This is a genomic window from Shewanella colwelliana ATCC 39565, from assembly GCF_000518705.1.
In the GTDB taxonomy this organism is placed as follows: domain Bacteria; phylum Pseudomonadota; class Gammaproteobacteria; order Enterobacterales; family Shewanellaceae; genus Shewanella; species Shewanella colwelliana.
In genome coordinates this window covers 162735-189327 of the sequence record NZ_JAEC01000006.1, presented here as the reverse complement: position 1 = coordinate 189327, position 26593 = coordinate 162735, and the positions used below count along the sequence as shown (strand labels likewise).

The window sequence follows — 26593 nt, the reverse complement described above, 5'->3', positions numbered from 1 at the left end:
TTTAAATACCAATTAAAATCACTTGTCGATTTACGGCGGTTAACTTGCCGTGGTCAGTGCTTGACGACGCTTCCATTTACCCGTGAAGAACACATAGGCATAAGCACTGTTAATCACAAAACTTGCTGCGCCAGCGGCGAGCATCAGTTCATCATTACGTGGTAAAGGCACCACGTTGCTTTCGTACATAAATGGGCAGCTGAAGTAGTACATGAATGAACCCGCTAACGTGAATGCGCGAGCCTGTAACCAGGTACCTTTTTTGATAAATAATGCAGGTAATGTTGCCGCGATCAGCACCATCATTTGCGCGGTCGCGGACCCTGGGAAGTTGAGGTAAACGAAGACGATATTCCACACATCGTAAGCAATGATCCAGAAGGTGGTCATGGCAGGCCAAATCATATCTTGTTGCTTAGATTTGTCGGCGAAGATCTGTGCCCAACCCGCCAAGGTAATAATTGACAGTACACCACCAATCGCATTCAGCACGTTGGCAAGGTTACCCATACTGAAATCTTGCATCACCGCTTCAGAGATATTAATCGCTAAGAAGGCGGCGGCACCAAATTTGGCCCATTTCATATCACCGACTTTGGTAAAACGGATCAGGGTAAATAGTGCGGCAGCACCGACCACCGAGTAGAGCTTGACCCACTTAAACCAGTACGTCACACCATAGCTAGACCACAATGGGATCAATACGATAGGCAAGATAAACCACAGCAGGTAGTTGCTGTACTTAAAGCGACGGCAGATCTCGTTTAAGATCATCAAACCAATCAATACCAAAAGCACGTGGCCAAAGGCACGGTTTTGATACCACTTGTGAACATTAAAGCCATCACCATCTAAGCTAAAACGCATGGTCTCTGCTTCGACAAAGCTCATTTTAGCGCCATCAAAGTCTTTGATTAGCGAGCTTGGTTGACTGGTGATTGTCAGCTCATTGCCGGCCAACGCCCAGTGCTGAATTTCGCTGTGGTTAAAACCACCAGACTGTTTGGTGACTTCAACCGTGTCATCGGTACCAAATTCGAGGCGATAAAAGAGACTACCTTCACCTGGTTTACCATCTCGTGTGCCTTGCCAAATTTGGCCTTGAATTTTTTCTAGATTCTGCGATGAATCTAGCGGTGTGTCTGCATAAGTCGCTGCGCTGCAAAGCATCAGTAACATGGCAAACATTGTGCTGATTATGTTTCTCACCCTGAGTTTCATATTCATTACTCTCTCAATCGTGCCGCTTAAGTGATGGGCACCACCTTCGCGGTGCCCCTTTGTTACTAAGCCGTAGTTAGCTGTTGCTGTTTTTCCGGCGTATCTTTGTAGTAGTCATTCAGCATTGGCGGTTCATTGTCACCGGTCGGTGGCTCGCCTGTTGGGCTGGTGCGTTTCTTATTGAAGTACCAGATTGCAAATGGGATATGCAGTGCAAGGTTAATCGCCCCCCAGTACCACAGCACTGTGTCATTCGCCCAGCTAGATGAATCCATCACTGGCGTGAAGATATCAGCGTTGGCACGAACCAAGATGTGGAAGGCCAAGGTGTACACTCGAGCGATAATATAGAGCTCAGGTCTTCCCTTAATGATGGGGTAAAGTTCAGCCGCGATTAAGATACAGAATGAACTTGCGAAGAATCCTGGGTTTTCGCCAAAGACGAAGGCGAGGTTCCATGTGGTATACAGAAAGTTCCACGCTGCAGTTGAATAGAACAACAGGTCATTTGGCTTATCACGACCAATCACCCAATACATGCGCTGACCATTCTTATAGCGAGGGAATGGAATAGTGATACATAGAATCACACCACAAATCGCATTGAAGTAGTTAGCCGTCGCAAAATCTTTGGCAGTGGCTTCCGCAATATTGAGGAACAGCACAGCGTACAAGACTTTAAGTACCCAATCGCCCCTAAAAAACGCCAATACTCGGTTGGGATTGTCGTAATACAGATATGCGATTCGCGCACCACCCACAACAATCGCTGTAGGGATTAATACGCTCACCGTTTTCACCCAACGGAACCAACCATCTAAGTTGTCGGCCCATAATGGAGCAGTAAGTAGTGACAACAGCCAAAATGCTGCAGTTAAACGAGGTGTACGGCGCATGCCTTCCACCAAAACAAGCAAGAACACAATATATCCGCTCATCGAAACAATATATTGCCAGACAGGTATGTCCATAACGCCTCCTGAGTTTACAAAATTCAGGTTGGCGACAAAATTGACGTTGACCTGAACAATTATTGATAGAGCAATTACTCTAATCTAGAGTCTTTACTCTATTTTTTCTTTTAGGCACTTAATGTGAGACACGTCACATTGCGATAAAGTTGAGCCACTCAAATGTGAACATTTAGGAAGTGATTGTGATCTGGGTAACAAAGTTGATGAGATATAATTAATTGATGATAAGCAGATGTAACAAAAACAAGCGTTGAGTAAAGCTGAGAAAGGGGGAAGGCCAGAACCTTGAATAGCCGGTAAGTATCGCCTCACATAACAACAAAACAAATAGCATTAAAATCAAAAGCTTAACTTAGCCATTGTTATATGGTCTAACATATTTCTACCAAAAAGAGAGAATCTTATTCGCTACACCCGCATTAACAATTGCCTCACATAAAATCGTTGCCTGTACCAGATTAAATGAAATAACCCGATCGACAATGCAGCCAAAGAGATGAAAATCTCTTAGTGGTTAGGCAGAATGTTAACAACAGGCAAAATTGAAATGGCTTACAGCAGTGTCTGTCAAGGTTGAAGATAATTGTAAAACCAGCCATTTAGCTGGTTCGAAACTTCCTTAAACTTATGCCCTGAATAAAGATGAGCTAACACGAAAACTGTTCTAAATAGAAAACAGACTTAAGTAACGAAGCCTAAAAGGTGAGGCCAATCAGGTAAAATCACAGCTATAAAAAAAAGCGCCTTGCGGCGCTTTTCATCAAATCACGTTATGCATTAGCTTCTGCTTCTTGCTGACGTTTCTTAATAAAATACTCACGAGTTAGGCTAAATACCACTGGGCTTAGTAGTGCCAATGCTATCAAGTTCGGTATCGCCATCATGGCATTTAAGGTATCGGCCAGTAACCAGATAAAGTCCAGAGAACTTATCGCACCGAGTGGCACCACTAGAATCCAAACCAGTCTAAACGGCTTAACTGCGCGCACACCTAAAAGATACTGCACACATTTCTCACTGTAGACACTCCAGCCTAAGATGGTAGTAAAGGCAAACACTGACAGTGCCACCGCTACGATATAGTTACCCATAGGCAGTGCTGTGGCGAAGGCATAAGAGGTTAACGCCGCACCATTTTCACCCGATGTCCACGCTCCAGAAACCACAATAGCTAAGCCTGTGATAGTACAAACAATTAGGGTATCGATAAATGTGCCAAGCATAGCAACTAAGCCTTGAGCCACAGGGTTGTTGGTTTGCGCTGAAGCATGGGCTATTGGCGCACTACCTAGACCCGCTTCGTTAGAAAACACACCACGTGCCACACCAAAACGAATCGCAGCCCACACCGCTGCACCAGCAAATCCACCTTGTGCCGCAACCGGATTAAATGCACTGTGCACAATAAGCACTATCGCATCAGGAATCGCTGCAGCATTAACGACAAGTACCGCAAGACCAGCAGCAATATAGAAAACCGTCATCAATGGCACTAGCTTACCTGCAACATCGGCGATACGCTTGATACCACCCATTAATACCGCGCCAACCAGCAGCATCAATACCACACCAGTCACCCAAGTCGGAACACCGAAATTACTGCTCAGTGCATCGGCAACAGAGTTGGCCTGCACAGTATTACCAATACCGAAACCAGCAAAAGAACCAAATAGAGCAAATGCCGTACCGAGCCAAGCCCACTTGCTGCCTAAACCATTTTTAATGTAGTACATCGGTCCACCAATGTGGTTACCGTTGTCATCCACTTCTCGATATTTTACCGCCAATACGGCCTCGGCAAACTTAGTGGCCATACCAACAAGTGCCGTACACCACATCCAAAACAGTGCACCTGGACCACCGATAAAGATAGCCGTTGCCACCCCCGCTATGTTACCCGTACCAATAGTGGCTGAAAGCGAGGTCATTAAGGCATTAAAAGGGCTGATCTCACCCTTCATTGATTTATCTTTGTCAGGAATTCGTCCAGACCAAAGTAACTTAAATCCCGTCCCCAATTTTAAAATGGGCATCAATCTCAAACCAAGAGAGAGAAATAATCCTACGCCTAAGATCATGACTAACATGGGCGTGCCCCATACAAATCCATTGATCATACTGACAAACTCAGTGATTCCTTCCATTAAAACCTCGCCATTTTTATCTTTATAATTTTGTGATCTACGCCACTATTTGTTGATTGCTCCTCAGAGTACAACGAAAAGTGCTCAAAATGAAAGCGAGTATTGTTAACGAATTGAAACAAAAAAGGAGATTTCGCGATGATGCTTAAATACTGTATTGCTCTTGAGGCACTAAGTGGACTAAGGTTAGCGCCTTATCCTCGATTAGACAGACGAGGAAAATTTGCTCAAATGGTATGAATAACAAATTGTACGAGCACAGCTCTCAATCCAAGTAAACAAAACACTTTAGGCTTTAACTCGCCGGGCTGACGATTGATAACAAAGAAGGTAAAGGCTGCGAGACTCTAGTCTAAGTCGATAACTTGATCAAACGCCAAAAACAAAAATGCCGACGAAATTTACACTTCATCGACATTTCTCAAAAGCTATCGGCTTACTAAAGGCCAACACACAAATTCAACAATCGAATTGGCGATTAGCTAATTCTTTGGCGAACCGCTTCAAACAAACAAATCCCGGTCGCTACCGAAACATTTAAGCTTGAAACACTACCCGACATAGGAATCGATGCTAGCGAGTCACAACTCTCACGCGTTAAACGACGCAAGCCTTTATCTTCAGCCCCCATAGCAATAGCAATCGGGCCTTTTAAATCGGCTTTGTAGAGATCGTGCTCTGCTTCACCCGCTGCACCGATAATCCAAACACCCTTCTCTTGCAGTGCTTTCATCGTGCGCGCAAGGTTGGTCACCTGAAACAAGGGGACCACTTCGGCAGCGCCACAAGCAACCTTGCTGACGACAGGTGTTAAGCCTACAGAGTTGTCTCGAGGTACAATGACGCCATGAACACCTGCTGCATCGGCGTTACGTAAACAGGCACCAAGATTATGCGGATCGGTAACGCCGTCAAGGATCAACAAAAATGGCATTTCTGTTTTCTCTAATAACGCTAACAAGTCATTGTCGTTAAGCTGCTTAACGGCTTTAACACGCGCTAGCACACCTTGGTGTTGTGTGCTGCCCGCTTTCTCATCGAGAGCTTTGCGGGACGTTTTTTGGATAGATACGCCATATTGGGCGGCAATCTCAAGTAGTGGCGTAAGACGTTGATCATCACGCCCCTGTAGCACCCACATTTCAATCACACGCTCTGGACTATGGTTTAACACAGCTTCAAGTGCATGAATCCCGAAGGTGATATCTTGTTTTTTCATTTATTGATTTCTCTTATTTCTGCTTCAACCTACCGCACTCAATCATCGATTGCTGAATGCTATGGGCTTTACTATTTGGTTTTACGCTTAACCGGCTTACGCTTTTTAGCACCAGTCTTGGCTTTGCTCGCACTACTTTTAGCTGATGCAGACTTACCTTTATCAGCGCCCGGTTTGGCCACACCCGATTTAGCCGTACTGGGTTTTCTGCTGCCGCTTTTACTGCTGCTACGTCGTGGTTTTCGCCCGGATTTATCACTGTCGCTCTTACCCTGCTTGGCACCTTCTAGGTTAACCCGCTCACGAGCCGTTAAAGGTTTCTTACCTTTTGTGCGTCTTGGGGAGCCAGCATCATCACCCACCATCATCAAATCTATTTGGCGATCATCGAGGTTTACGCCCGCAACCTTTACGGTTACCGCATCTCCTAACTGATAAATCTGACCAGAAGCCTCACCCACCAAGCGCTGACGCATATTATCGTATTGATAGTAGTCACTGCCTAGGCTTGAAATATGCACTAATCCATCGATAAATAGATCATTTAGGCGTACAAACATGCCAAAGTGCGTCACTGAAGCGATAACGGCTTCGAAGGTGTCGCCGACATGATCTTGCATAAACTCGCACTTAAGCCAGTCATTCACATCGCGGGTAGCCTCATCGGCGCGGCGCTCTGTCGTAGAACATTCTTCACCAAGTTGATCTAACTCTTCAATCTTGTAGTGATACCCTCCATCTGGGGTCCACTTATCAACGCTTTCCCCACGCTCTTTGGCCAACAAATAACGAATCACTCGATGCAATACCAGATCGGGATAACGACGAATTGGCGATGTAAAGTGGGAGTACTCTTCCAAGGCTAGGCCAAAATGACCTTCGTTATCAGGCGTATAGGTGGCTTGCCGCATTGAGCGCAGTAGCATTACTTGAATCAATTCAGCGTCTGGCCTATCAGCGATCTTTTCCATTATCGCCTGGTAATCAGCAGGGGTTGGTTCTAGACCACCACTCATCGTTAGGCCACGTTCTTTAAGAAAATCCTTAAAGTTAGTTAATTTTTGCTCTGATGGTGCCTCATGTACGCGGTACAGCACTTCGCCTTTATGTTTTTGCACAAATTTTGCTGACGCAACGTTGGCCAAGATCATACATTCTTCGATGATCTTATGAGCCTGATTACGATGCCTTGGTTCGATGCGATCAATTTTGCGATCGGCATTAAAGATAAACTGCGTTTCAGTGGTTTCAAAGGCAATGGCACCACGCTGGGCACGGGTCTCATCTAAAGTGAGATACAAGGATTGCAAGGTCTGCAGATGCGGGAATATCGGTTTGAGCTTATCGCTCACCTCACCACCTTCTAGCATATCGGCAACTTGGGTATAGGTTAGTCGTGCATGAGAATGCATCACCGCTGGGTAAAATTTATAGCCAGATAGTTTACCTGCGGCAGAAATTGTCATCTCAGCCACCATACACAGACGATCAACCTCTGGCATCAAGGAACACAAACCATTAGAGATCTTCTCTGGCAGCATTGGGATCACTTGCGATGGGAAATAGACAGAGTTACCACGAGCTCGCGCTTCAGTATCTAAGGCCGATTCGGTGCGCACATAATGGCTCACATCGGCAATCGCCACCCATAAACGCCAACCACCACTCTTTTTAGTTTCTGCATACACGGCATCATCAAAATCGCGAGCATCTTCGCCATCAATGGTCACTAGAGGCAAATGTCGCAGATCGACACGCCCTTGCTTGTCAGTCTCAGTGACTTCGTCAGGGATCTTACGCAGCTTCTTCTCGATCATGCTTGACCAAGTGTGGGGCAGATCGTAGTTACGCAGCGCAATCTCAATCTCCATCCCAGGTGCTAACTCTTTCCCTAAGACTTCGGTGACTTTACCTGCCGCTTTCACATATCGACCAGGACGGCGAGTCAGCTCAACGACGACCACATCGCCTTGGCGTGCACCAGCGCGGTCTTCATCAGGGATCAGGATCTCCTGCGTAATGCGGCGATCGTCGGCAATAACAAATGCCATGCCTGAATCTAAATGGAAGCGACCCACTAGCGGCGCTGTTCGTTGATGGGTTAAGCGCACAATACGTGCTTCACGGCGACCCTTACGGTCGACACCCGCTTTTTGAGCAAGGACCTTATCACCGTGGAAATACATCTGCATGTCACGGTTATTGATATAGAGGTCGTCGCCACCTTCATCGAGTTTGAGAAAACCAAAACCGTCACGATGACCGATAACGGTGCCGCTAAGCAAGTCCATACGCTCTGGCAGGCCATAGGCTTGCCCACGAGTGAAAACTAGCTCACCGTCTCGCTCCATGGCTCGTAAGCGGCGACGCAATGCTTCTAGCTGATCTTCATCAACTATTTTGAGAGCATTAGCGATTTTTTCACGATTTAGGGGTGATTTCTCTGAACGTAAGTAATCTAAAATATACTCACGGCTAGGAATGGGGTTTTCATACTTCTCTTGTTCACGCTTTATATGCGGATCTTTGATCATTCAATATCCAAAATGTCGACCCCAGCGCTATCGCTTGGGGCTATTACAGGGATCTCAGATGCTCCTGCTTCGCCCTGTCCACTGCACTGGGGGGCATTTTTGCTTCTAGCACCTTCAACAATTTTAAGGCTTGTTGCTTAGTTGCCTCATCACTAAATACATCATTATAAAGCCAGTGATAACCCATCTCGTAATCTCGTGGGCTACCATAACCTTCTCCAAAGAGTCTTACCAACATCATGCGTGCGGGTAAGTCACCATTGGCGGCCGCGGGCAGCGTGTATTGTACTGCGCGCTCTTTATCTTGGATCACAAACTTACCATCATGGTAATACTCTGCAATCCGAACCATCGCTTCAGCGCCACCTTGTTCGGCTGCGTTGCGTAGCAAAGAGATACCTCTGGGAGGATTGGCCTTTACGCAAATTCCATAATTGAGCATTTCTGCCCAAAGGTATTGATATAAGGGTTGTTTCAATACTTCGGCTCGCGCCTCAATATCTTGTACTAATTGACAATCATCGCCTTTAACCCTTGTGAGGTAAGACTTATCACGGATCATGTCAATTAACTGCTCTTGGCTATAAATATCAACTGCTTTGGGCTCTGCCGACGTAATGGAAGATAAGCAGAGCAAAGCAATAAAGAATAGGAGACGTAACATAAAAAATTCTCTATATCTGTTCTATGCCCAGGGTAACAGCGCTACCTAAGCCGCATTACACATCTAAAAGGGGCGGTATAACTTATCTTATCGGCAGTATTGACGATACCTTAAAGGCTCCGGTCATAGTTATAGCTGTTTATTTTACTTCACTCAATAAAAAGGCCGCTTAACGCGGCCCTTTCTATTAACTAAACGGATTCACCAGAATCATGGTCTCGTTTCTATCGGGACCCGTTGAGATAATATCTACCGGCGTTTCTAGTAGCTCTTCGATACGCTTGATGTAGTCCAAAGCTGCTTGTGGCAGTTGCGCTACAGAGGTAGCACCAAATGTGGTTTCGCTCCAACCAGGCATGGTTTCAAGCACAGGAGTTACCTGCTCATAACCTTCTGCTGCAAGCGGTGTAACCGTTGCAACTGAGCCATCTGGATACTCATAACCAACACAGATTTTCACTTCTTCTAAGCCGTCTAATACGTCAAGCTTAGTTAAGCAGAAACCGCTGATGCTGTTAATCTGTACTGCACGCTTCATCGCAACGATATCTAGCCAACCAGGACGACGCTTACGACCAGTGGTCGCACCGAACTCATGTCCTTTAGTACCTAGATGATCACCAATTTCACAATCAAGCTCTGTAGGGAAAGGACCTGCACCAACACGTGTGGTGTAAGCTTTCATGATCCCTAGAACGTAATCTAAATGGCGAGGACCAAATCCTGAACCTGTCGCAACACCACCAGCGGTTGTGTTAGAAGAGGTTACAAAAGGATAAGTACCGTGGTCGATATCCAACAATGTACCTTGTGCGCCTTCAAACAGAATAGGCTCACCAGCTTTACGTGCCTGATCAAGAAGCTCAGTCACATCGGTGCACATACTCTTAAGGTAATCAGCGATTGCGAGAGCATCTTTCAATGTCTCTTCGTAATCAACTGCTTCGCACTTGTAGTATTCAGTCAACATGAAGTTGTGATAAGCCATCACATCTTTCAGTTTCTCTGCAAATAGCTCTGCATCAAACAGATCACCAACACGAAGACCACGGCGTGAAACCTTATCTTCGTATGCAGGACCAATACCACGACCAGTTGTACCAATAGCATTATTGCCGCGTGCTTTTTCACGAGCAATATCTAAGGCGCAATGGAAGGGAAGGATCAAAGGACATGCTTCAGAGATTAGTAGACGTTCCTCTACAGGTACGCCACGCTCTTTAAGCATGTTGATCTCTTTCATCAGCGCATCTGGTGCAAGCACCACACCGTTACCGATAATGCATTTTACATTATCACGTAAGATCCCTGATGGAATTAGATGAAGAACGGTTTTGTCACCATCGATAACAAGAGTGTGACCCGCATTGTGGCCACCTTGATAACGAACGACATATTTGGCCTGTTCGGTAAGTAGATCGACTATCTTACCCTTTCCTTCGTCACCCCATTGGGTGCCGAGAACTACGACGTTTTTGCCCATTATTTGCTGCAAGGTAGTGGTTAAAACGGGATTTTAGCAGATCTTAGGGGGGAAGTTGCAAGTAATTTATGAAAAAATAATCAATATGACCACGCCAGCCGTCACTAAAGCACCGCCTAATCTTTGTAAAACCCGCTGATTTTGATTGGAAATTTCTTTCAAATACGCCTGCCATCGATTGGGAAATAAAAGTGGCCCGACACCTTCAATAATAAGCACTAACGCCAACGCGAGCATGATTAGTTGAAATGACATATCTATTGTTCCCTATCCAGAACAGTTAAGTTCAAAAATGGCTAAATCAAAGTAAAACCACTATAAACCAAAATGGCGCTATCGCTAATATTTGGGTAACCCATGCACTGGATATAACCCTGATATTATACCAATCACTTAAGCGAAATCGACAAGCTTACCGCTCTTGAAGCTCGGAGTCACTTTATGACAGCCATAAAAAAACCCAGCATATAGCTGGGTTTTTGAATTTTCGAAGCGAAATATTAACGCTTTGAGAATTGTGGCTTACGACGTGCTTTACGTAGACCCACTTTCTTACGCTCAACTTTACGAGCATCACGGGTAACAAAACCAGCAGCGCGTAGAGATGGACGTAGAGCTTCATCAAGTTCCATCAGTGCACGAGTGATACCGTGACGGATTGCACCTGCTTGGCCAGTGGTTCCACCGCCCTTAACAGTTACATAGATGTCTAGCTTATCAGTCATTTCAACTAGCTCTAGTGGTTGACGAACAACCATACGAGCAGTTTCACGACCAAAGTATTCGTCAAGTGGACGTTGGTTCACGACGATGTTACCACTACCTGCTTTAGCGAATACGCGAGCAGTAGATGTTTTGCGACGGCCAGTGCCGTAGTACTGAGTTGCAGCCATTTGCTTAATCCTGTTTAGATATCAAGAACTTGAGGTTGTTGTGCAGCGTGGTTATGTTCTGTACCAGCGTAAACTTTAAGTTTACGGAACATGGCACGTCCTAAAGGACCTTTAGGTAACATACCCTTAACTGCTTTCTCGATGATCATTTCAGGCTTATGATCTTGCAGCTTTTCAAAGGTGATCTGCTTAATGCCACCAATGAAACCAGAGTGCGAGTAGTACACTTTGCCTTTCGCTTTATTACCAGTAACAGTAACTTTCTCAGCGTTGATAACGATGATGTAATCGCCAGTATCTACATGAGGAGTATACTCAGGCTTGTGCTTACCACGTAGGCGAGCAGCAATCTCAGTCGCGATACGACCTAAAGTTTTACCTTCAGCATCAACAACATACCAGTCGCGAGTAACGGTTTCTGGTGTAGCAGTAAAAGTAGTCTTCATTTACAAAAACCCAATGTTAAAATTCTGTCTCACATGCCGTCATTCATCATTAAATAACAACACAAAAAGTGCCATTCTCTACCCCTTCGAGCAAAGAATAAGGCTTTACATCTTCCGCCTTATTAGCGGAGTAACGAGGGCAGGTCGCGAATTATAGACAAAGCTGAGTTAAAAATCATCTAATTTTTTAGCTAATTTACAGGAATTCTTTCGCTTTACTTTCCTTTAGTCGCCAAATAGACAAAAGCAACAATTATCCATTTGGCATTTTGTATTAAGGCAGATGCTCTAACGCGAGGTAGTCATGTGACTGCATCTCAGTCAACCTTGAGCGGCAGCGTTTGAACTCAAACGACAGTAAGCCATCGGTATAAATATCCTCTAATGCGACGTCAGCGGAGATGATGAGTTTCACGTTACGCTCGTAGAACTCATCGACCATGGCCAAGAAGCGACGTGCGATATCATCACCAGTGGTTTGACTGCCCATCTGCTCCACATTACTGAGCAGCACAGTATGGTACAAACAGGCCATCTCCATATAGTCTCGTTGACTACGTGGACCATCGCAGAGGTCTCTAAAATTGATGAGCAGTACACCTTGAGCCTGCTTACGTATCTCAATATCGCGCCCATCGATATCGATGGCGGCTATTGATACCTCTGATTCTGGTGCCAATTTGTCGAAATAGCTTAATAGATTCTCATCAGCTTGAGGATCTAAGGGATAATGGTAGATTTCGGCTTGCTCTAGGGTGCGCAGACGATAATCGATACCACTATCTACGTTGAGGATTTCACAATGTTTATTAATCAGTGCAATTGCCGGCAGAAAGCGCGCTCGCTGCAAGCCATTGCGATATAACTCGTCAGGAATAATATTAGAAGTGGCCACCAGCGCAACGCCTTCGGCAAATAAGGCTTCAAAAAGCGTACCCAGTAACATGGCGTCAGTGATATCTGAGACAAAGAACTCATCGAAACAGATCACCTGATAACGCTCAGCCATACGCTTTGCAATAACCAGTAATGGGTCTCTTTGACCTTTGAGCCCATCCAAATCAATATGAATTTGATGCATGAAACGGTGAAAGTGCGCCCTGAGTTTTCGCTCACCTGGTAGTGCATCAAAGAAGGTATCCATTAGATAGGTTTTACCTCTACCTACCCCTCCCCATAAGTACAAGCCTTTCACTGGTGACGTGCCCTTCCCCATAAAACTAAACAGCTTGGCGATTCCGCTAGGCTTTTGCTGCGCAGTAATAAGTTCTTCAAACACTCTTTGTAGAGATTTAACCGCCTGCTCCTGCGCAAGATCATGTGAAAACTCTTCGCGCTGCAAGTCTTGTTGGTAATGTTGCCATGGGGTGAGGTACGACACGTGAATTATTCTCTTCTATCCTTAAATCAACCTGGCGATGGTATCATGGCTCACTTCTACAGGGTATATTGCCAGCTTAGTTAATCAGTTTTTATAGATGTTTAAGGAGTTACTATGGAGTGGGCATTAGTTGTCGCCGCTTTCGTTATTGGGTTATTGCTAGGTTATGTCGGACGCACATTATTGAGTCGCAATGGAAATTCTGCCAGCAGTAGTAAATTAGCCGAACAAGCAAAACTAGAATTAAGCCAATATAAGCAGGAGGTTAACGATCATGTTGAAGAGCATCACCGCCAGCTTGCCGAATTAACTCAAACCATCAGTAAGCTATCTAGCCAGTGGAATGACTCTTCGGCCATTATCGCACCACAAAATAGTAACAAGCCATTAGCGGCTGCAGAGATGTCCGCATCAACCTTGGAAGATAAACCGGTTTAGCAGCAAAATATTAACCTTTGTTAATCAGGTGAACTTTCCTTTGCTGCATACAGTCCGATTGGATAACAGATTTAAGATTAACGACTTGATTTATGGCAAAGCAGCCCTATATCTAAAGCGATCATAAGTCCATTATCCCAGCATTGGAGTCATGAATTGATGAAAACAAAACTATCACTACTTTCAGCCGCCGTTTTAAGCGCCAGCCTTATGGTAATGCCTGCCATATCACACGCAGCAATTCCGCTCGCTGTAGATGGACAGCAAGTCCCTAGCCTTGCGCCGATGCTAGAGAAGACCACGCCAGCCGTCGTCGCTGTTGCGGTATCGGGAACCCATGTATCTAAACAGCGCGTACCTGATGCATTTCGCTACTTCTTTGGCCCAAACGCCCCAAGAGAGCAAGTGCAGGAGCGTCCATTTAAAGGATTGGGTTCTGGGGTCATTATCAACGCCGAAGAGGGCTATATCGTCACCAACAATCATGTTATCGAAGGTGCTGACGAGATCTTGATCGGCCTACACGATGGCAGAGAGATTGAAGCCAAATTAATAGGCAGTGATGCGGAGTCCGATATCGCCTTACTGCAAATTAAGGCTAAAAACCTCACCGCATTAAAACGTGCCGACTCTGACGAATTACGTGTTGGCGATTTCGCCGTCGCTATCGGCAATCCCTTTGGATTAGGCCAAACCGTGACCTCCGGTATTGTTAGTGCCATGGGACGCAGTGGACTGGGCATCGAGATGTTAGAAAACTTCATTCAAACTGATGCCGCGATCAATAGCGGTAACTCTGGTGGTGCGCTAGTTAATCTAAATGGTGAGCTGATTGGTATTAATACCGCAATCGTTGCACCAGGTGGTGGTAACGTGGGTATCGGCTTTGCAATTCCTGCCAATATGGTCAATAACTTGATTGATCAAATCATCGAGCATGGCGAGGTGCGCCGTGGCGTACTTGGTGTCAGTGGCCGCGATCTCGACAGCGAACTAGCCCAAGGTTTTGGCCTCGATACCCAGCACGGCGGTTTCGTAAATGAAGTCATGCCCGATAGCGCCGCCGATAAAGCGGGCCTCAAAGCTGGTGACATCATTGTGAGTGTGAATGATCGTGCCATTAAATCATTCCAAGAACTGCGTGCCAAAGTCGCCACCATGGGCGCTGGAGCTAAGGTAAAACTTGGACTCATCCGTGATGGTGATAAAGAAACGGTCACTGTAACCTTAGGTGAAGCCAGTCAATCAACTGAAACCTCAGCAGGTGCAGTACACCCAATGCTCGATGGTGCAAAGCTAGAGAACGATAAAAAGGGCGTAGAAATTACCGATATTGCCCAGAGCTCTCCTGCAGCAGCGAGTGGCCTGCAAAAAGGTGACATCATTGTCGGCGTTAACCGCACACGCATTGATGATCTTAAAGAGCTAAAAGCTGAACTTAAAGAGCAACAAGGCGCAGTAGCACTTAAAATCTTACGCGGCAAAACAAGTTTATACCTTGTTTTGAGATAGCACCGCGCTTACCTATTGAGGCCATGCCACCGCATGGCCTCTTTTATTTGATGCCCCTCATTGGATAAGAGCACAAACAAATAGCCAATAGTGCCGCATAAATAAACATGTTAATCTAACGCAACTTTTCTCATATTTTTCTGACTCATGACTTTAAAAGACACTGCACTCTATATTGGCAAAGCGATCCTTTTTGGTCTTATTATGGCTGCAGTGTTCCTAATCGTAACGCCACTCATAACAGGCCAAGGTAATCACTCCACCTTTTTCCAGCAAAGAGGGCAAAACGGCATAGAGCTCTCCTTTTCCCAAGCCGTTAGGCGCGCAGCACCAGCAGTCGTTAACATCTACAGCTTGAGTATCAATCAAAACCAACCGCTTAATTCAGGATCGTTGCAAGGACTTGGCTCAGGCGTGATCATGAGTAAAGAAGGCTATATTCTTACCAATTACCATGTCATTAAAAAAGCTGACGAGATAGTTGTTGCTCTGCAGGATGGGCGTAAATTTACCTCTGAAGTCGTGGGTTCTGACTCTGTAACCGATCTTGCGGTGCTGAAAATTGAGGGTGATGCGCTACCAATAGTACCCATTAATATTGAGATTCCTGCGCAGGTTGGTGACGTGGTATTAGCCATCGGCAATCCCTACAACCTTGGCCAAACCATTACTCAAGGCATTATCAGCGCAACCGGTCGTAATGGCCTCAGCTCAGGTTACTTAGACTTCTTACAAACTGATGCAGCGATTAATGCGGGCAACTCTGGCGGGGCCCTCATTGATACCAGTGGTCAACTCATAGGTATTAATACAGCCGCCTTCCAAATTGGTGGTGAAGGCGGTGGTCATGGGATCAACTTTGCCATTCCTATCAAACTGGCACACAGCATCATGGGGAAACTGATCAAAGATGGTCGGGTGATCCGAGGGGCATTAGGCATCACAGGCGAACCCATCAATCCTGTTATGGCGCAAATTTTAAACTTGCCAGATTTAACGGGAGTCATGGTGACAGGTATCGATCCCCAAGGCCCTGCGGCGCAAGCTAAACTTAGGCCTCGCGATGTGATCACTAAATTTGATGGTGAAATCGTACCTGGTGTCGAAATGCTAATGGATAGAATTGCCGAAGCACAACCTGGCACAGTGGTCACTATGACCATCATTCGCTTGGGGAAATATTACGATGTGCCTGTGACCATTGGTGAAAACTTCGGCGAAGAATAACCATAAAGGATATGCCGCCACTTGTGTCGTCCACTCCTAACCGCAAAAAGCCAGCATCGACGCTGGCTTTTTATATTGCCGACTATTTATGCTTGGGTGATTCACCGCCTTTAAATAGTTTCAACCAGAAACCGCATTCGAGTAACGCCCCCACCAAGATAAACGCCAGCGCACTGTAATGCATCCCTATGCCATAAAACACAAGCGCAGCAAGCAGTAAAACGAACAAAGCAACGAGTCGCTTTCCATGTTCCATAAAACCTCCCTTAAGAAACTTAAACCACTGATGTTATTAATCTTAGCAGCGTTGCGCTACTTATAATAAATGAAGTCAATTAAACATTTTTCATCTTATATTCGTCGGCATACGCCAACAATTGTTACCCGATGATAAAATCATCACAAGTTTGGGGGAAAAATAGCGCTCGGCCCCTATAACACTTGCGTAAGAGACCTATGCAAACCTGAACGCTGCAACAGGATTTAAAGGGATTGGTATAAACTATTGTCATGCCTAAGCACCAGTGCCGCGACAAAAAAAGACCACCTCTGGCGATGTCCGAGATGGTCTTTTCTAGGGGTCAAATTACTTTTTCACTTTTAACAGTTAGTGATGGTTATTTATGTACCTTGGAGAGCGCTGCCGCCTTCTGCGCATAATCTCCATGACAGTTACCACAGGTAAACTTAGCGGTACCCCATGGCATTTGATACTTGCCATCATCGCTGAACTGCTTCGCATCTGCTGACAAGTCTAAGGTGAATAGATGAGACTTGATGTCACCAAACACCACATCTGCGCCACCCATCTTAGGTGCTGTCGTTACCGCGCTCTTAGCAAGTTTAGGCATATGACAATCTGTACATTCAGCTAATGTGCCGTGTCCGTATGAACCGCCACCATCCGTGAACGCCATAGTGTGACAGTCGGTACACGCTTTCACTGCATTCATGTGTAGGCCATCAGTGCTATCTTGGTTCTTCGTCGACTTATGAGAATCATGGCAATCGATACAGGTCATACTCTTCTTGGCACCAATCTCATCACCGGCTTTATAAATACCGTAATCTTGAGGAACAACACCTAACATTTCATCAGCGGTTTGGTGATGCTGTGCCAACCCACCTTTCGCGATAATACGACCACCGACTTTAGAGCCATTTGGATACGAAGTATTATATTTACTCACAAAGGATGGGTAATCTTTCTCGCCATCACGGGTATGACACTCGGCACAAGTTACCGCTTTACCGTAAGCCATATCATCGGCTAAGAACTGATCAGTAGTACGGGCAACAGCGATTTTAGTGATATTGTCCTTAGAAGGGGCTTTAACGTGGAAGCTACCGGCACCATGGCAAGACTCACATTGAATACCTTGCTCGGCAAACGTACCGTTCATACCGGGCAGATCGTCTTGACGGTTAGGATTACGCTCATCGCCACCCGCCACATCTGTTGTGCGTTTCCAACCCGTAGTATGACAGTTACCGCAGCTATACTTATAGTTAAACTCTGTAGATTTATAATCACCCATCACGCTTGCATCGGCAGGATGGTTATCAGGAATATTGAGCTCGCCTTTACCGTTACGAATATTGTACTGTACGTTCTTACCCGTAACTATGTATCCATCTTTATCCAACCAACGCATTTTCCAGTGGTAACCACCCACAACGTAAGTCACATCGTCATAGCTTGTAGGCGCACCTAGGTCGTTATTTGGCGTCGAATCCACAAGTAAGTCTATTGCACCTGTAATGGTTGCTTCAGGCGTATAAGGGAAGCTTGGTTGTTCACCTGCACTAATTTTCTGAATTTTGAAGTTGTGACCCGTCTTAGAGAACGTTGCATGCTGATCAGCGTGACAACCTGCACATGCCGCTGAACCAACATAAGCGAGCACATCAGGCTCTGGGATCACGGCCGCCTCAACCGTCACAGTCACTTCACCTGTCGCCTCATCGGTGCCATCTGTGATCGTGTAGCCAAACTTCACTTCACCAGCCGATGTTCCTGCAGTAAAATCGACTTTTCCCTCTTTTATTACGGCGCTTGTGGAGTCAACGGAAACAAGCGTTAAGGTGTCGCCATCAGCATCAGTATCATTGGCTAACACATCAATTGTCACCATTTCAGAGACAGTCACTTTTGCCGTATCAGCAACGGCTATCGGTGCATTATTCTCATCAACAGGTGGCGGAGTTACGGTTTCGTCATTATCACTACCACATGCCACTAGCATAGAAATCATACTAGCAAGCAGTAGCTTTTTACATGGAATTTGAGTGCTCATTTGTTCATCCTCTCGTGGCTATGACAATCACCAACTTTGCAGGGAGGGCGATTGATATGTCTCTTTGGACATACTCACAGTATTTGCGCTTTACCACTAAAGGGATAGATGAGGCGATTTCACAACAACTCAGACTTTGTGAACTTTAGTTATCAGATTTAATTTAATATCTATATAATCATACAATTAAGAGTTATGACAAATTATGATTTTGTAGTACAAATTGACCAGTCGTTGTCAAAAGGTAGATCTTGTTCTCATTTTGTTGCACCAAACCCGCTTTTTTCAGCTGACGCAGATGAAAGTTAAATTTGGTGTGGTCTTCCACGTCAACTAAACGGCAAAGATCCATAAATTTTAACTGTTTATGCGTGCCCAACTGTTTAAGGGTTCGCCGGCGTAAAGGATTAGCCAATGCAGCATACACACTGTCAGGGTCTATATCTGAGGCCGATTTTAAAAGCTGCTTTTCAGCAATACTGCGCTTTATCGTCATCAACAGTTCACCCGCATTAAAGGGCTTGGTCATCACACTGTCAGCACCTTTCTTCATGGCATCGACCGCCGTATCAACGGTTGCATAAGCCGTGATGATGACTATAGCTAAAAATGGGTTCAATTGACGCAAGTTTGATATCGCCTCGACACCTGTCATACCAGGCATCAGTAGATCCATTAAAGCGATGTCGAATGTCTCTTGCTCACAGGCACTTATCGCTAATTCCGCGCAATCAACCGCCGTCACCTTATGACCTTCTAACTCTAATATATCCACCATATTGATACGTAAGTCAGCATCATCTTCAGCAATTAAAATATTAATCGTAACTGTCCTTATCAATTGGAAAGTGGATATCAATTTGTGTGCCCTTACCCAACTCACTGCGTATTGCCATCTCACCATGATGAGCGCGCACAATTGCATCGCAAATAGCCAAGCCCAAGCCCGTGCCCTGCCCTATGGGTTTAGTTGAGAAAAACAGCTCAGTCGCTCGATTGAGGGTCTCGCTATCCATACCTTGGCCAAAGTCTTGTAGCGATAAGCAGATCTGCCCAGCATGGCTTTTAATGGTCAGTAGGATCTTCCCGCCAGCGTCGCTGGCATCCATCGCATTAGATAAAAGGTTTATCAATAACTCTTCGAGCTTTATCTTCTGCCCATTTATCTGGATATTGGATTCACAATCAACCACAACTTGATAATCCCGACGCTTGTGAGACAAGAGTCTTATTGCCGCTTGTGCAACCTCAGCAAAATTAACAGTAGAAAATGACTCCGACCTAGGTCTTGCATAAGCCAACAGCTCTTTACTAATGTCTGCAGCGCGACTAATGCCCATTCTCACTCGGTTAACATACTCTTGCTGCGCACTATCGGTAATGGGATATTTACGTTCAAGCAGCTCTAACGCCAATGAAGATGAAGCTAATGGATTATTAATTTCATGAGCCACCCCAGTCGCCAGCCGGCCAATCGCCTTAAATTTATCAGCTTCTAACGCACGCTTTAGCTTTGCCTCAGTCAGCTTCTCTCGCTCAATGTCAAAGACTTTTAGGGCTTTAAACAGAGTAAACAAAACCAGCCCGCTGGCGAGTGTCCGCAGCACTGGAACCCCAACGTGCAGCTCCGTTGCGACCAATCCAGCCATGACACCGTAAATCCACAAGCCTATGCCAGTAGCGATGAAATAATGCCCGTATTCATGCTCAGCCTTCATTAAACTGTAGCCATAAATTGCAATACCACAGCCGGCAAGAAACGCACTACCAAAACCCAGTAACAACCGCGTGTAATGAGCCGCTTCTCTAAACAGATCTTCTGATAGATTGAACGAGCTAGAAAAATGCACCACTGCCATGCAGTAAACCAGCAAAATAGTGACAACCAACCCTCGCCCTACTTTTGCCACAGTGTTAGGGACAATGCCAAATAGCAGCCATGCAAAAATCATTAAGCTGGCAAAAGAGAGCGCCAATTTAAGCAGCCTAAGCCACTCGACTAAAACTTGGTATTGAGGCTGAATATCCGCTTCAAACAGAATGACATATAGTTCTGACCATTCATGGAACGCATGGGAGAAACCAAATAAGGCGAGCGCCCATAGGGTCGGTGAGATAGACAGCTGACTGTACTTGAAATTCCGAAACACCACGACGCAGCCGATGGAGAAGAACACCAAGCCGTAGAAGAGATAGATGTTAAACACAATAAACGTGGACATAAAACCAGCGTAACAGGTTCAAGTTAGGTTAACAGTGACCCCGACAACAATTTACCTCACTCCAATTGCATAAGTGACTTTTGATACACACAAAAAAAAAGCCACTACTCTAGTGCAGTGGCTTTTATCATCGTCTCAAAGGCTAGCGAGTACGAACAACTTCTCCGCCTAGGCCTTTAAATTTATCTTCGATATGCTCATATCCACGATCAAGATGGTAGATACGATCAACCGTCGTCACACCGTCGGCAACAAGGCCAGCGATAACCAAACTCGCTGACGCACGCAGATCGGTTGCCATCACCTGTGCACCATTTAATTTTTCGATGCCTTGAATAATGCAAGTATTCCCCTCAAGCTCCATTGTGGCGCCCATACGGATCAACTCAGGCACATGCATAAAACGATTTTCAAAAATCGTTTCAGTAATGGTTGCCGTCCCTTGCGCTAGTGCATTAAGCACACAAAACTGTGCCTGCATATCCGTAGGAAAACCTGGATAAGGCATGGTTTTGATATTAACGGCATTGGGCTGCTTATCTTGCATATCAAGCTCAATCCAATCTTCGCCTGTTGTGATCTGCGCGCCTGCATCTTCTAACTTAGCTAGCACTGACTCTAACGTTGACGGATCCGCAGCTGTACAACGAATCTTACCGCGAGTAACCGCGGCAGCTACTAAAAAGCTGCCAGTTTCAATACGGTCAGGCATGACGCGATAGTGACAACCACTCAGCTTTTCTACACCTTGAATACGAATGGTATCGGTGCCCGCACCTTTAATGTTTGCCCCCATCGCAATCAAACAGTTGGCTAAATCGATAACCTCAGGTTCACGCGCGGCGTTTTCAATCACAGTTTCACCATCAGCTAATGCCGCGGCCATAATAAGGTTTTCGGTGGCGCCAACGCTGATCATATCCATAAAGATATGTGCACCTTTAAGACGTCCATCGACTCGCGCCTTGATATACCCCTCTTTAACCTCTATCTTTGCGCCCATCTGCTCTAACCCATGCAGATGCAAGTTAACTGGACGAGCACCAATCGCACAGCCACCGGGCAGTGATACATCAGCCGTACCGTAACGTGCAAGCAATGGTCCTAAGATCAGAATTGATGCACGCATGGTTTTAACCAATTCATAGGGCGCGCAGAATTCGTTTAAATGCGTGGTCGAAATGGTGATCTGACCGTCATCATGACGTTGAACATCAGCGCCTAAACAACGTAACAGCTCGCAGCTGGTATTCACGTCTCTGAGATTAGGAACATTACTGACCACAAAATCTGAATCCGCTAACACACCCGCCATAAGAATGGGCAGTGCCGCATTTTTAGCACCAGAAATGACGACTTCGCCACTGAGTTTACCGCTTGCCTGAATTTTTAATTTATCCACAATGAGTCTCTAACCTGGCATGTTGAAAATTTTCTCACGCTTCCATTGCGTTGGAGTAAATGCATTAATCGTGATGGCATGCAGCGCACCGCTGGTCACCTGCTCCATCAATGGCGCGTATATCATCTGTTGCTGCTTCACACGGCTTACGCCATCGAAACACTCGCCGACCGCAACAATTTTATAATGCGTGCCATCTTGGCTCACATGAACTTCTTCTAGTGACAACGCTTCGCTAAGCAGCTGTTCAATTTCATTACATTCCATGGATCTGTAACCTTTATTGGGCTTCTTCGACGAAGAAGTCTTGTAAATCATATAAACCGATAAGTTTCTGTAATTGCGCTGGTGCGCTGTGCAGTGTCAATGTGCGGCCAGCTTGCGTGGCTAAGCCACACAGATGTATCAATAAAGCGATCCCTGCGGTATCGCTATAAATAAGTCCTGATAAATCTAGGTTATTAACCTGATTGCCTATCAGCCCATCAACCTTTGGCCAATGTTGTACGACCGCCTGTTGTGATAATTCGCCCACTAATTTGCACCTATCACCCTGCGTGACAAATTCTAACATTAGCGCTTAGTTCCTTGGCTCTCTAAACTAATGTGGCTGCTGATATGGTTCTCTAACTCTTCAATGACCGAATCAATGCCATTTTGGCGAATTAAGTTAGAGATTTCAGCGCCCTTAGAAGAGAGTAAGCTAACGCCTTCAGCCACTAAATCAAACGCTTTCCAGGTGTCATCTTTGAGCCGGCGGACACGAAACTGCAGTTTGATCGGTGGCCTACCTTGCTCAATAATCTGTACGTTGACATCAACCATCTTTTCTTGGGCAAAACTTTTTGCTGGCGCAAATTCCACAGCTTGATTGGTATACTCGGTAAATGCTTGGGCATACGTTGCAATCAAATAGTTTTTAAATGCTTCAGAAAAACGCTCGCGTTGTTCTGGCGTGCTTTGCCTTAAATAGGTGCCCATCACCTTATAAGAAGCGTACTTATAATCGATGTAGGGCATCAACTCTTGAGAGACTATCACCTTAAGATGGTCGGGATCGCGCTTAATTGTGTCAATATCCTGATGAAAACGGGCAAAAGTATTATTGGCCACAGTTTCGACCATCACATAGGGATCGGTAACGTTGACATCAGACTCTGCCGCTCTGGCCATAGTACTGATAGACATAACCCATGATACCAATAAGACTTTCCATAAATACTTCATAATCATCCCTACTACTAATTGTCTTTAGACTGCACGCTATATAAAAACTGACCAATAAGATCTTCCAGCACTAGTGCCGAGTGCGTATCATCAATTCTGTCTCCATCGGCCAACATGCCAATATCGTCAAGCACAAACCCTGGAGTAAGCCCAAGAAACTGCTCGCCCAACAACCCAGATGTTAGAATCGACAGGCTACTGGTTTCTGGGAACTGATCGTATTGCTTATCCATGGCTAACTCGACTACCGCCACCAACTCTGTTGGATCCAAGCTGATGCGAGTCACACGCCCAACAACAACCCCCCCCACCTTTACTGGTGAGCGTACTTTTAAGCCGCCGACATTGGTAAATTTGGCGTACAAAGTGTAATGGCTCTGGCCAGGCTTAACATCAACATTGGCAACGTTAAACACCAAAATCAGAAACGCTGCCAATCCAGACAGAATGAAAACGCCCACTAACAGTTCAATTTTTCGAGTCAACATACGCTCTATTACCACTCTGTTGTATACATATCACGAAGTGTGATGTATCAGTTCATCCATAAACAAAATTTAATTAACGGCCAAACATCATCGCCGTTAGCAGAAAATCTAGTGCTAATACCGCTAAGCTCGATTGCACCACGGTCTGTGTCGTCGCTCGGCTTATCCCCTCAGGGTTCGGGATCACATGATAGCCACGATAGAGGGCTATCCAAGTCACCACGATAGCAAACACTACGCTCTTAATTAAGCAGTTGACGATATCTTGTCGCCACTCAACCGATGCCTGTAAAATCGACCAAAAGCTACCGCTATCAATCCCTTTCCACTCGACACCCACAATATGACCGCCATAAATACCGATCGCAGTAAACATCAACGCCAATAGCGGCAGGCTAATCACCCCAGCCCAAAAACGCGGCGCAATGATCTGACGCAGTGGATCAATCGCCATCATCTCTAGACTCGACAACTGCTCAGTACTTTTCATCAAACCTATCTCAGCGGTTAATGCCGATCCCGCCCGTCCAGCAAACAATAATGCCGTAACAACGGGGCCAAGTTCACGAAGTAAACTCAGCGCCACCATGGGACCTAGACTATCTTCAGTGCCAAAACCCACCAAAATATTATAGCCCTGCAGCGCCAACACCATGCCAATAAACAGACCTGAGACCAAGATTATCACCATGGACTGCACACCAATCACATAGAGCTGCTTAATCAGTAACGGCGTACCTTTGGCCACATTGGGCACCTTTGCAATCGCGCCCCATAACATTAGCCCCGCACGCCCCAGTCCCGTCACCGTGGCAATGGCACTGCGGCCGATGCTGGCTATAGAATCAGTCACGCTCACCTAACATCTCCTTTTGATAGTCTTGCGCCGGAAAATGAAACGGTACAGGGCCATCAGGCTCGCCACCAATAAACTGTTTCAGCTTTGGGTTATCGGCTAATCTTAATTCGGCTGGTGTGCCGTGGGCGATCACGCGCTTATCTGCTAATACATACACATAATCGGCAATGCCTAATACCTCTTGTACATCATGAGACACTACAACCGAGGTTAAATTGAGCGCATCGCTGAGATCACGAATCAGCTTAACCAGCACACCCATAGAAATTGGGTCCTGGCCAGCAAACGGCTCATCATAAAGCACCAATTCAGGCTCTAAAGCGATGGCTCTGGCCAACGCCGCACGGCGTTGCATGCCACCCGATAACTCACTGGGCATCATTTGAGCGGCTCCTCGCAATCCAACAGCTTCAAGCTTCATCAATACAATACGCTTAATAATTGGCTCTGGCAGCCCGGAGTGTTCGCGCAAAGCAAACGCGACATTATCGAAGACATTCATATCGGTAAACAGTGCACCACTTTGAAACAACATACTCATACGTTTTCGCAGCGCGTATAGTTCAGTGCGATTACACTGGTGCACGTTGACGCCGTCCACCTTGACCCAACCCGCATCAGGCACGAGTTGACCGCCAATTAATTTAAGCAGTGTTGTCTTACCAATACCACTAGGCCCCATGATGGCTGTCACCTTGCCGCGAGGAATAGACAGACTAACATCTTCATAAATGACATGTTTACCCCGGCTAAACCCGAGATTATTCACCTCGACTAAAGGCTTAGATGCATCATTCATCGGTTTGTGGCTCATTGCGTGACCTCATCGGATCCATGATAAAGCGACAGAAAAAGAGACAAATTGTACGTAATTGACCTATTGTGCACAACTGAATCGACACTATCTTGCCGCAATACTTTCAATTTTGCTCAAATCCAGCGAAAATGCGCGGCAGACTCTAAAACAAAAATGAACTTTGATGCTATTTAATATATTTCTACTGATTGCTGGTTTGGGTGCTTTGGTATGGAGCGCCGACAAGTTTGTCTATGGTGCCGCTGCTTTTGCGCGCAACCTTGGGCTTCCTCCAATGCTCATTGGCTTAACCATTGTGGCCATGGGCAGTTCAGCACCTGAAATGTTTGTTGCCGCCACAGCATCAATGGAGGGGATGACCGACACGGCTATCGGTAATGTATTGGGCTCAAATGTTGCCAACATCACCCTGATTTTAGGTATCACTGCATTGTTAGGTGCCATTTCAGTAAGCTCTCAAACGCTCAAACGTGAAATACCCATGATGTTAGCCGCCACCGCGATTGCAGGCTATTTCCTGCATGATGGCCAACTCACACGTATCGAAGGTGTGATGCTCATGACGCTGTTTTTTGGCTTAATGGGCTACCTAATTTGGCATGCCGTGACCAATAAAGAGGTCGATAAGCTTGCCGATGATGCTGACAGTGAAATTCCTAAAGATGTGCCAACGTTAAAGGCTATGCTGTGGTTAGTAGTTGGTATCATTCTGTTACCCATGTCAGCAGACTGGATGGTACAGGGTGCAGTTGGCATCGCCAAAGCTTACCATCTGTCGGACCTTGTGATTGGATTAACCATTATTGCTGTGGGGACTAGCTTGCCTGAACTGGCCGCCTGCGTCGCTGGCGTTCTCAAAAAAGAGGATGACCTGGCCATAGGTAATATTGTTGGCTCAAACTTATTTAACATTCTTGCTGTGCTCGCGCTGCCCGCGTTAATTGCGCCCGGCGCTGTCGATGCCGCCGCTAGCAGCAGAGATTTCTATATGGTAATGGCAACAAGTAGTGCCTTAGCCATACTCATTTTACTAACAGGCAAAGCTCGCCAACTTAAACCTTGGCATGGCGGCTTGTTATTAGTGACATTTATCGCGTATCAAGTGGTACTTTTTCAATCTTAATTTTTCGACTACGCGAACTGAC

The 26593-nt window shown here is 45.8% G+C and carries 26 protein-coding genes; 4 read left to right on the top strand and 22 right to left on the bottom strand.

Annotated elements, in window-relative coordinates; all coding sequences use genetic code 11:
- Window positions 1-39 precede the first annotated feature (39 nt).
- The 11 genes from L876_RS0104190 to zapE all read right to left on the bottom strand — a co-directional run bounded on the left by L876_RS0104190 (window position 40) and on the right by zapE (window position 12959).
- Window positions 40-1227 (bottom strand): DUF5692 family protein, encoded by a 1188-nt coding sequence (locus L876_RS0104190; protein WP_248674473.1) that lies wholly within the window; start codon window positions 1225-1227, stop codon window positions 40-42.
- 59 nt (window positions 1228-1286) lie between these two features.
- A complete protein-coding gene (locus L876_RS21065; RefSeq protein ID WP_037427946.1) occupies window positions 1287-2192 on the bottom strand; it encodes a hypothetical protein in 906 nt (301 codons plus the stop codon).
- A gap of 773 nt (window positions 2193-2965) precedes the next feature.
- Window positions 2966-4339, bottom strand: coding sequence for an alanine/glycine:cation symporter family protein (locus tag L876_RS0104180; protein ID WP_028762643.1), 1374 nt, complete (start codon window positions 4337-4339; stop codon window positions 2966-2968).
- A gap of 478 nt (window positions 4340-4817) precedes the next feature.
- A complete protein-coding gene (rlmB, locus tag L876_RS0104175) occupies window positions 4818-5558 on the bottom strand; it encodes a 23S rRNA (guanosine(2251)-2'-O)-methyltransferase RlmB (protein WP_028762642.1) in 741 nt (246 codons plus the stop codon).
- 71 nt (window positions 5559-5629) lie between these two features.
- Complete coding sequence (gene rnr / locus L876_RS0104170) at window positions 5630-8092, bottom strand: ribonuclease R (RefSeq protein WP_028762641.1); 2463 nt, start codon at window positions 8090-8092, stop codon at window positions 5630-5632.
- A 43-nt stretch (window positions 8093-8135) separates the two neighbouring features.
- Window positions 8136-8756: a tetratricopeptide repeat protein gene (locus L876_RS0104165; RefSeq protein WP_028762640.1), complete on the bottom strand. Its 621-nt coding sequence runs from the start codon at window positions 8754-8756 to the stop codon at window positions 8136-8138.
- A 187-nt stretch (window positions 8757-8943) separates the two neighbouring features.
- A complete protein-coding gene (locus L876_RS0104155) occupies window positions 8944-10239 on the bottom strand; it encodes an adenylosuccinate synthase (protein WP_028762639.1) in 1296 nt (431 codons plus the stop codon).
- A 66-nt stretch (window positions 10240-10305) separates the two neighbouring features.
- The gene (locus L876_RS0104150) at window positions 10306-10494 is read right to left on the bottom strand and encodes a DUF2065 domain-containing protein (protein ID WP_028762638.1); all 189 of its coding nucleotides are present in this window, start codon (window positions 10492-10494) and stop codon (window positions 10306-10308) included.
- A 245-nt stretch (window positions 10495-10739) separates the two neighbouring features.
- The gene (gene rpsI / locus L876_RS0104145; RefSeq protein WP_028762637.1) at window positions 10740-11132 is read right to left on the bottom strand and encodes a 30S ribosomal protein S9; all 393 of its coding nucleotides are present in this window, start codon (window positions 11130-11132) and stop codon (window positions 10740-10742) included.
- 14 nt (window positions 11133-11146) lie between these two features.
- Entirely contained in the window at window positions 11147-11578 is a 432-nt protein-coding gene (gene rplM / locus L876_RS0104140; RefSeq protein ID WP_028762636.1) for a 50S ribosomal protein L13, read from the bottom strand.
- 274 nt (window positions 11579-11852) lie between these two features.
- Window positions 11853-12959 (bottom strand): cell division protein ZapE, encoded by a 1107-nt coding sequence (gene zapE / locus L876_RS0104135; protein ID WP_028762635.1) that lies wholly within the window; start codon window positions 12957-12959, stop codon window positions 11853-11855.
- Between the two features lie 114 nt (window positions 12960-13073).
- Between zapE and L876_RS21060 the strand changes: the two genes are divergently transcribed.
- From L876_RS21060 to degS, 3 genes are all read left to right on the top strand, one after another.
- On the top strand, window positions 13074-13397 hold the full coding sequence (locus L876_RS21060) for a ZapG family protein (protein WP_037427943.1): 324 nt from the start codon (window positions 13074-13076) through the stop codon (window positions 13395-13397).
- A 159-nt stretch (window positions 13398-13556) separates the two neighbouring features.
- Window positions 13557-14909, top strand: a complete 1353-nt coding sequence (gene degQ / locus L876_RS0104125) for a Do family serine endopeptidase DegQ (protein WP_028762634.1) — start codon at window positions 13557-13559, stop codon at window positions 14907-14909.
- Between the two features lie 147 nt (window positions 14910-15056).
- On the top strand, window positions 15057-16136 hold the full coding sequence (degS, locus tag L876_RS0104120; protein ID WP_028762633.1) for an outer membrane-stress sensor serine endopeptidase DegS: 1080 nt from the start codon (window positions 15057-15059) through the stop codon (window positions 16134-16136).
- 82 nt (window positions 16137-16218) lie between these two features.
- On the opposite strand, the gene L876_RS22685 is transcribed toward degS, so the two are convergent.
- The 11 genes from L876_RS22685 to L876_RS0104065 form a co-directional block, all read right to left on the bottom strand.
- Complete coding sequence (locus tag L876_RS22685) at window positions 16219-16392, bottom strand: hypothetical protein (protein WP_156029374.1); 174 nt, start codon at window positions 16390-16392, stop codon at window positions 16219-16221.
- Between the two features lie 361 nt (window positions 16393-16753).
- On the bottom strand, window positions 16754-18433 hold the full coding sequence (locus L876_RS0104110; protein WP_028762632.1) for an Ig-like domain-containing protein: 1680 nt from the start codon (window positions 18431-18433) through the stop codon (window positions 16754-16756).
- Window positions 18434-18626: 193 nt separating this feature from the next.
- The gene (locus L876_RS0104105; protein WP_028762631.1) at window positions 18627-19274 is read right to left on the bottom strand and encodes a response regulator; all 648 of its coding nucleotides are present in this window, start codon (window positions 19272-19274) and stop codon (window positions 18627-18629) included.
- On the bottom strand, window positions 19252-20655 hold the full coding sequence (locus L876_RS0104100; protein ID WP_028762630.1) for a sensor histidine kinase: 1404 nt from the start codon (window positions 20653-20655) through the stop codon (window positions 19252-19254). Before L876_RS0104100 ends, L876_RS0104105 begins: the two co-directional genes overlap by 23 nt.
- A 142-nt stretch (window positions 20656-20797) precedes the next feature.
- The gene (gene murA, locus L876_RS0104095; protein ID WP_028762629.1) at window positions 20798-22057 is read right to left on the bottom strand and encodes a UDP-N-acetylglucosamine 1-carboxyvinyltransferase; all 1260 of its coding nucleotides are present in this window, start codon (window positions 22055-22057) and stop codon (window positions 20798-20800) included.
- A gap of 9 nt (window positions 22058-22066) precedes the next feature.
- A complete protein-coding gene (locus tag L876_RS0104090; RefSeq protein WP_028762628.1) occupies window positions 22067-22324 on the bottom strand; it encodes a BolA family protein in 258 nt (85 codons plus the stop codon).
- A 13-nt stretch (window positions 22325-22337) separates the two neighbouring features.
- Window positions 22338-22592: an STAS domain-containing protein gene (locus tag L876_RS0104085; protein ID WP_308444924.1), complete on the bottom strand. Its 255-nt coding sequence runs from the start codon at window positions 22590-22592 to the stop codon at window positions 22338-22340.
- A gap of 38 nt (window positions 22593-22630) precedes the next feature.
- Window positions 22631-23287: an MlaC/ttg2D family ABC transporter substrate-binding protein gene (locus L876_RS0104080; RefSeq protein ID WP_028762626.1), complete on the bottom strand. Its 657-nt coding sequence runs from the start codon at window positions 23285-23287 to the stop codon at window positions 22631-22633.
- An 11-nt stretch (window positions 23288-23298) separates the two neighbouring features.
- Window positions 23299-23772 (bottom strand): outer membrane lipid asymmetry maintenance protein MlaD, encoded by a 474-nt coding sequence (gene mlaD / locus L876_RS0104075; protein WP_028762625.1) that lies wholly within the window; start codon window positions 23770-23772, stop codon window positions 23299-23301.
- Between the two features lie 73 nt (window positions 23773-23845).
- Complete coding sequence (mlaE, locus tag L876_RS0104070; protein ID WP_028762624.1) at window positions 23846-24631, bottom strand: lipid asymmetry maintenance ABC transporter permease subunit MlaE; 786 nt, start codon at window positions 24629-24631, stop codon at window positions 23846-23848.
- Window positions 24618-25430, bottom strand: a complete 813-nt coding sequence (locus L876_RS0104065) for an ATP-binding cassette domain-containing protein (protein ID WP_028762623.1) — start codon at window positions 25428-25430, stop codon at window positions 24618-24620. The genes mlaE and L876_RS0104065 overlap by 14 nt, the downstream gene beginning before the upstream one ends.
- 181 nt (window positions 25431-25611) lie before the next feature.
- Between L876_RS0104065 and L876_RS22935 the strand changes: the two genes are divergently transcribed.
- Window positions 25612-26571 (top strand): calcium/sodium antiporter, encoded by a 960-nt coding sequence (locus L876_RS22935; RefSeq protein WP_028762622.1) that lies wholly within the window; start codon window positions 25612-25614, stop codon window positions 26569-26571.
- The last annotated feature ends 22 nt before the right edge of the window (window positions 26572-26593 follow it).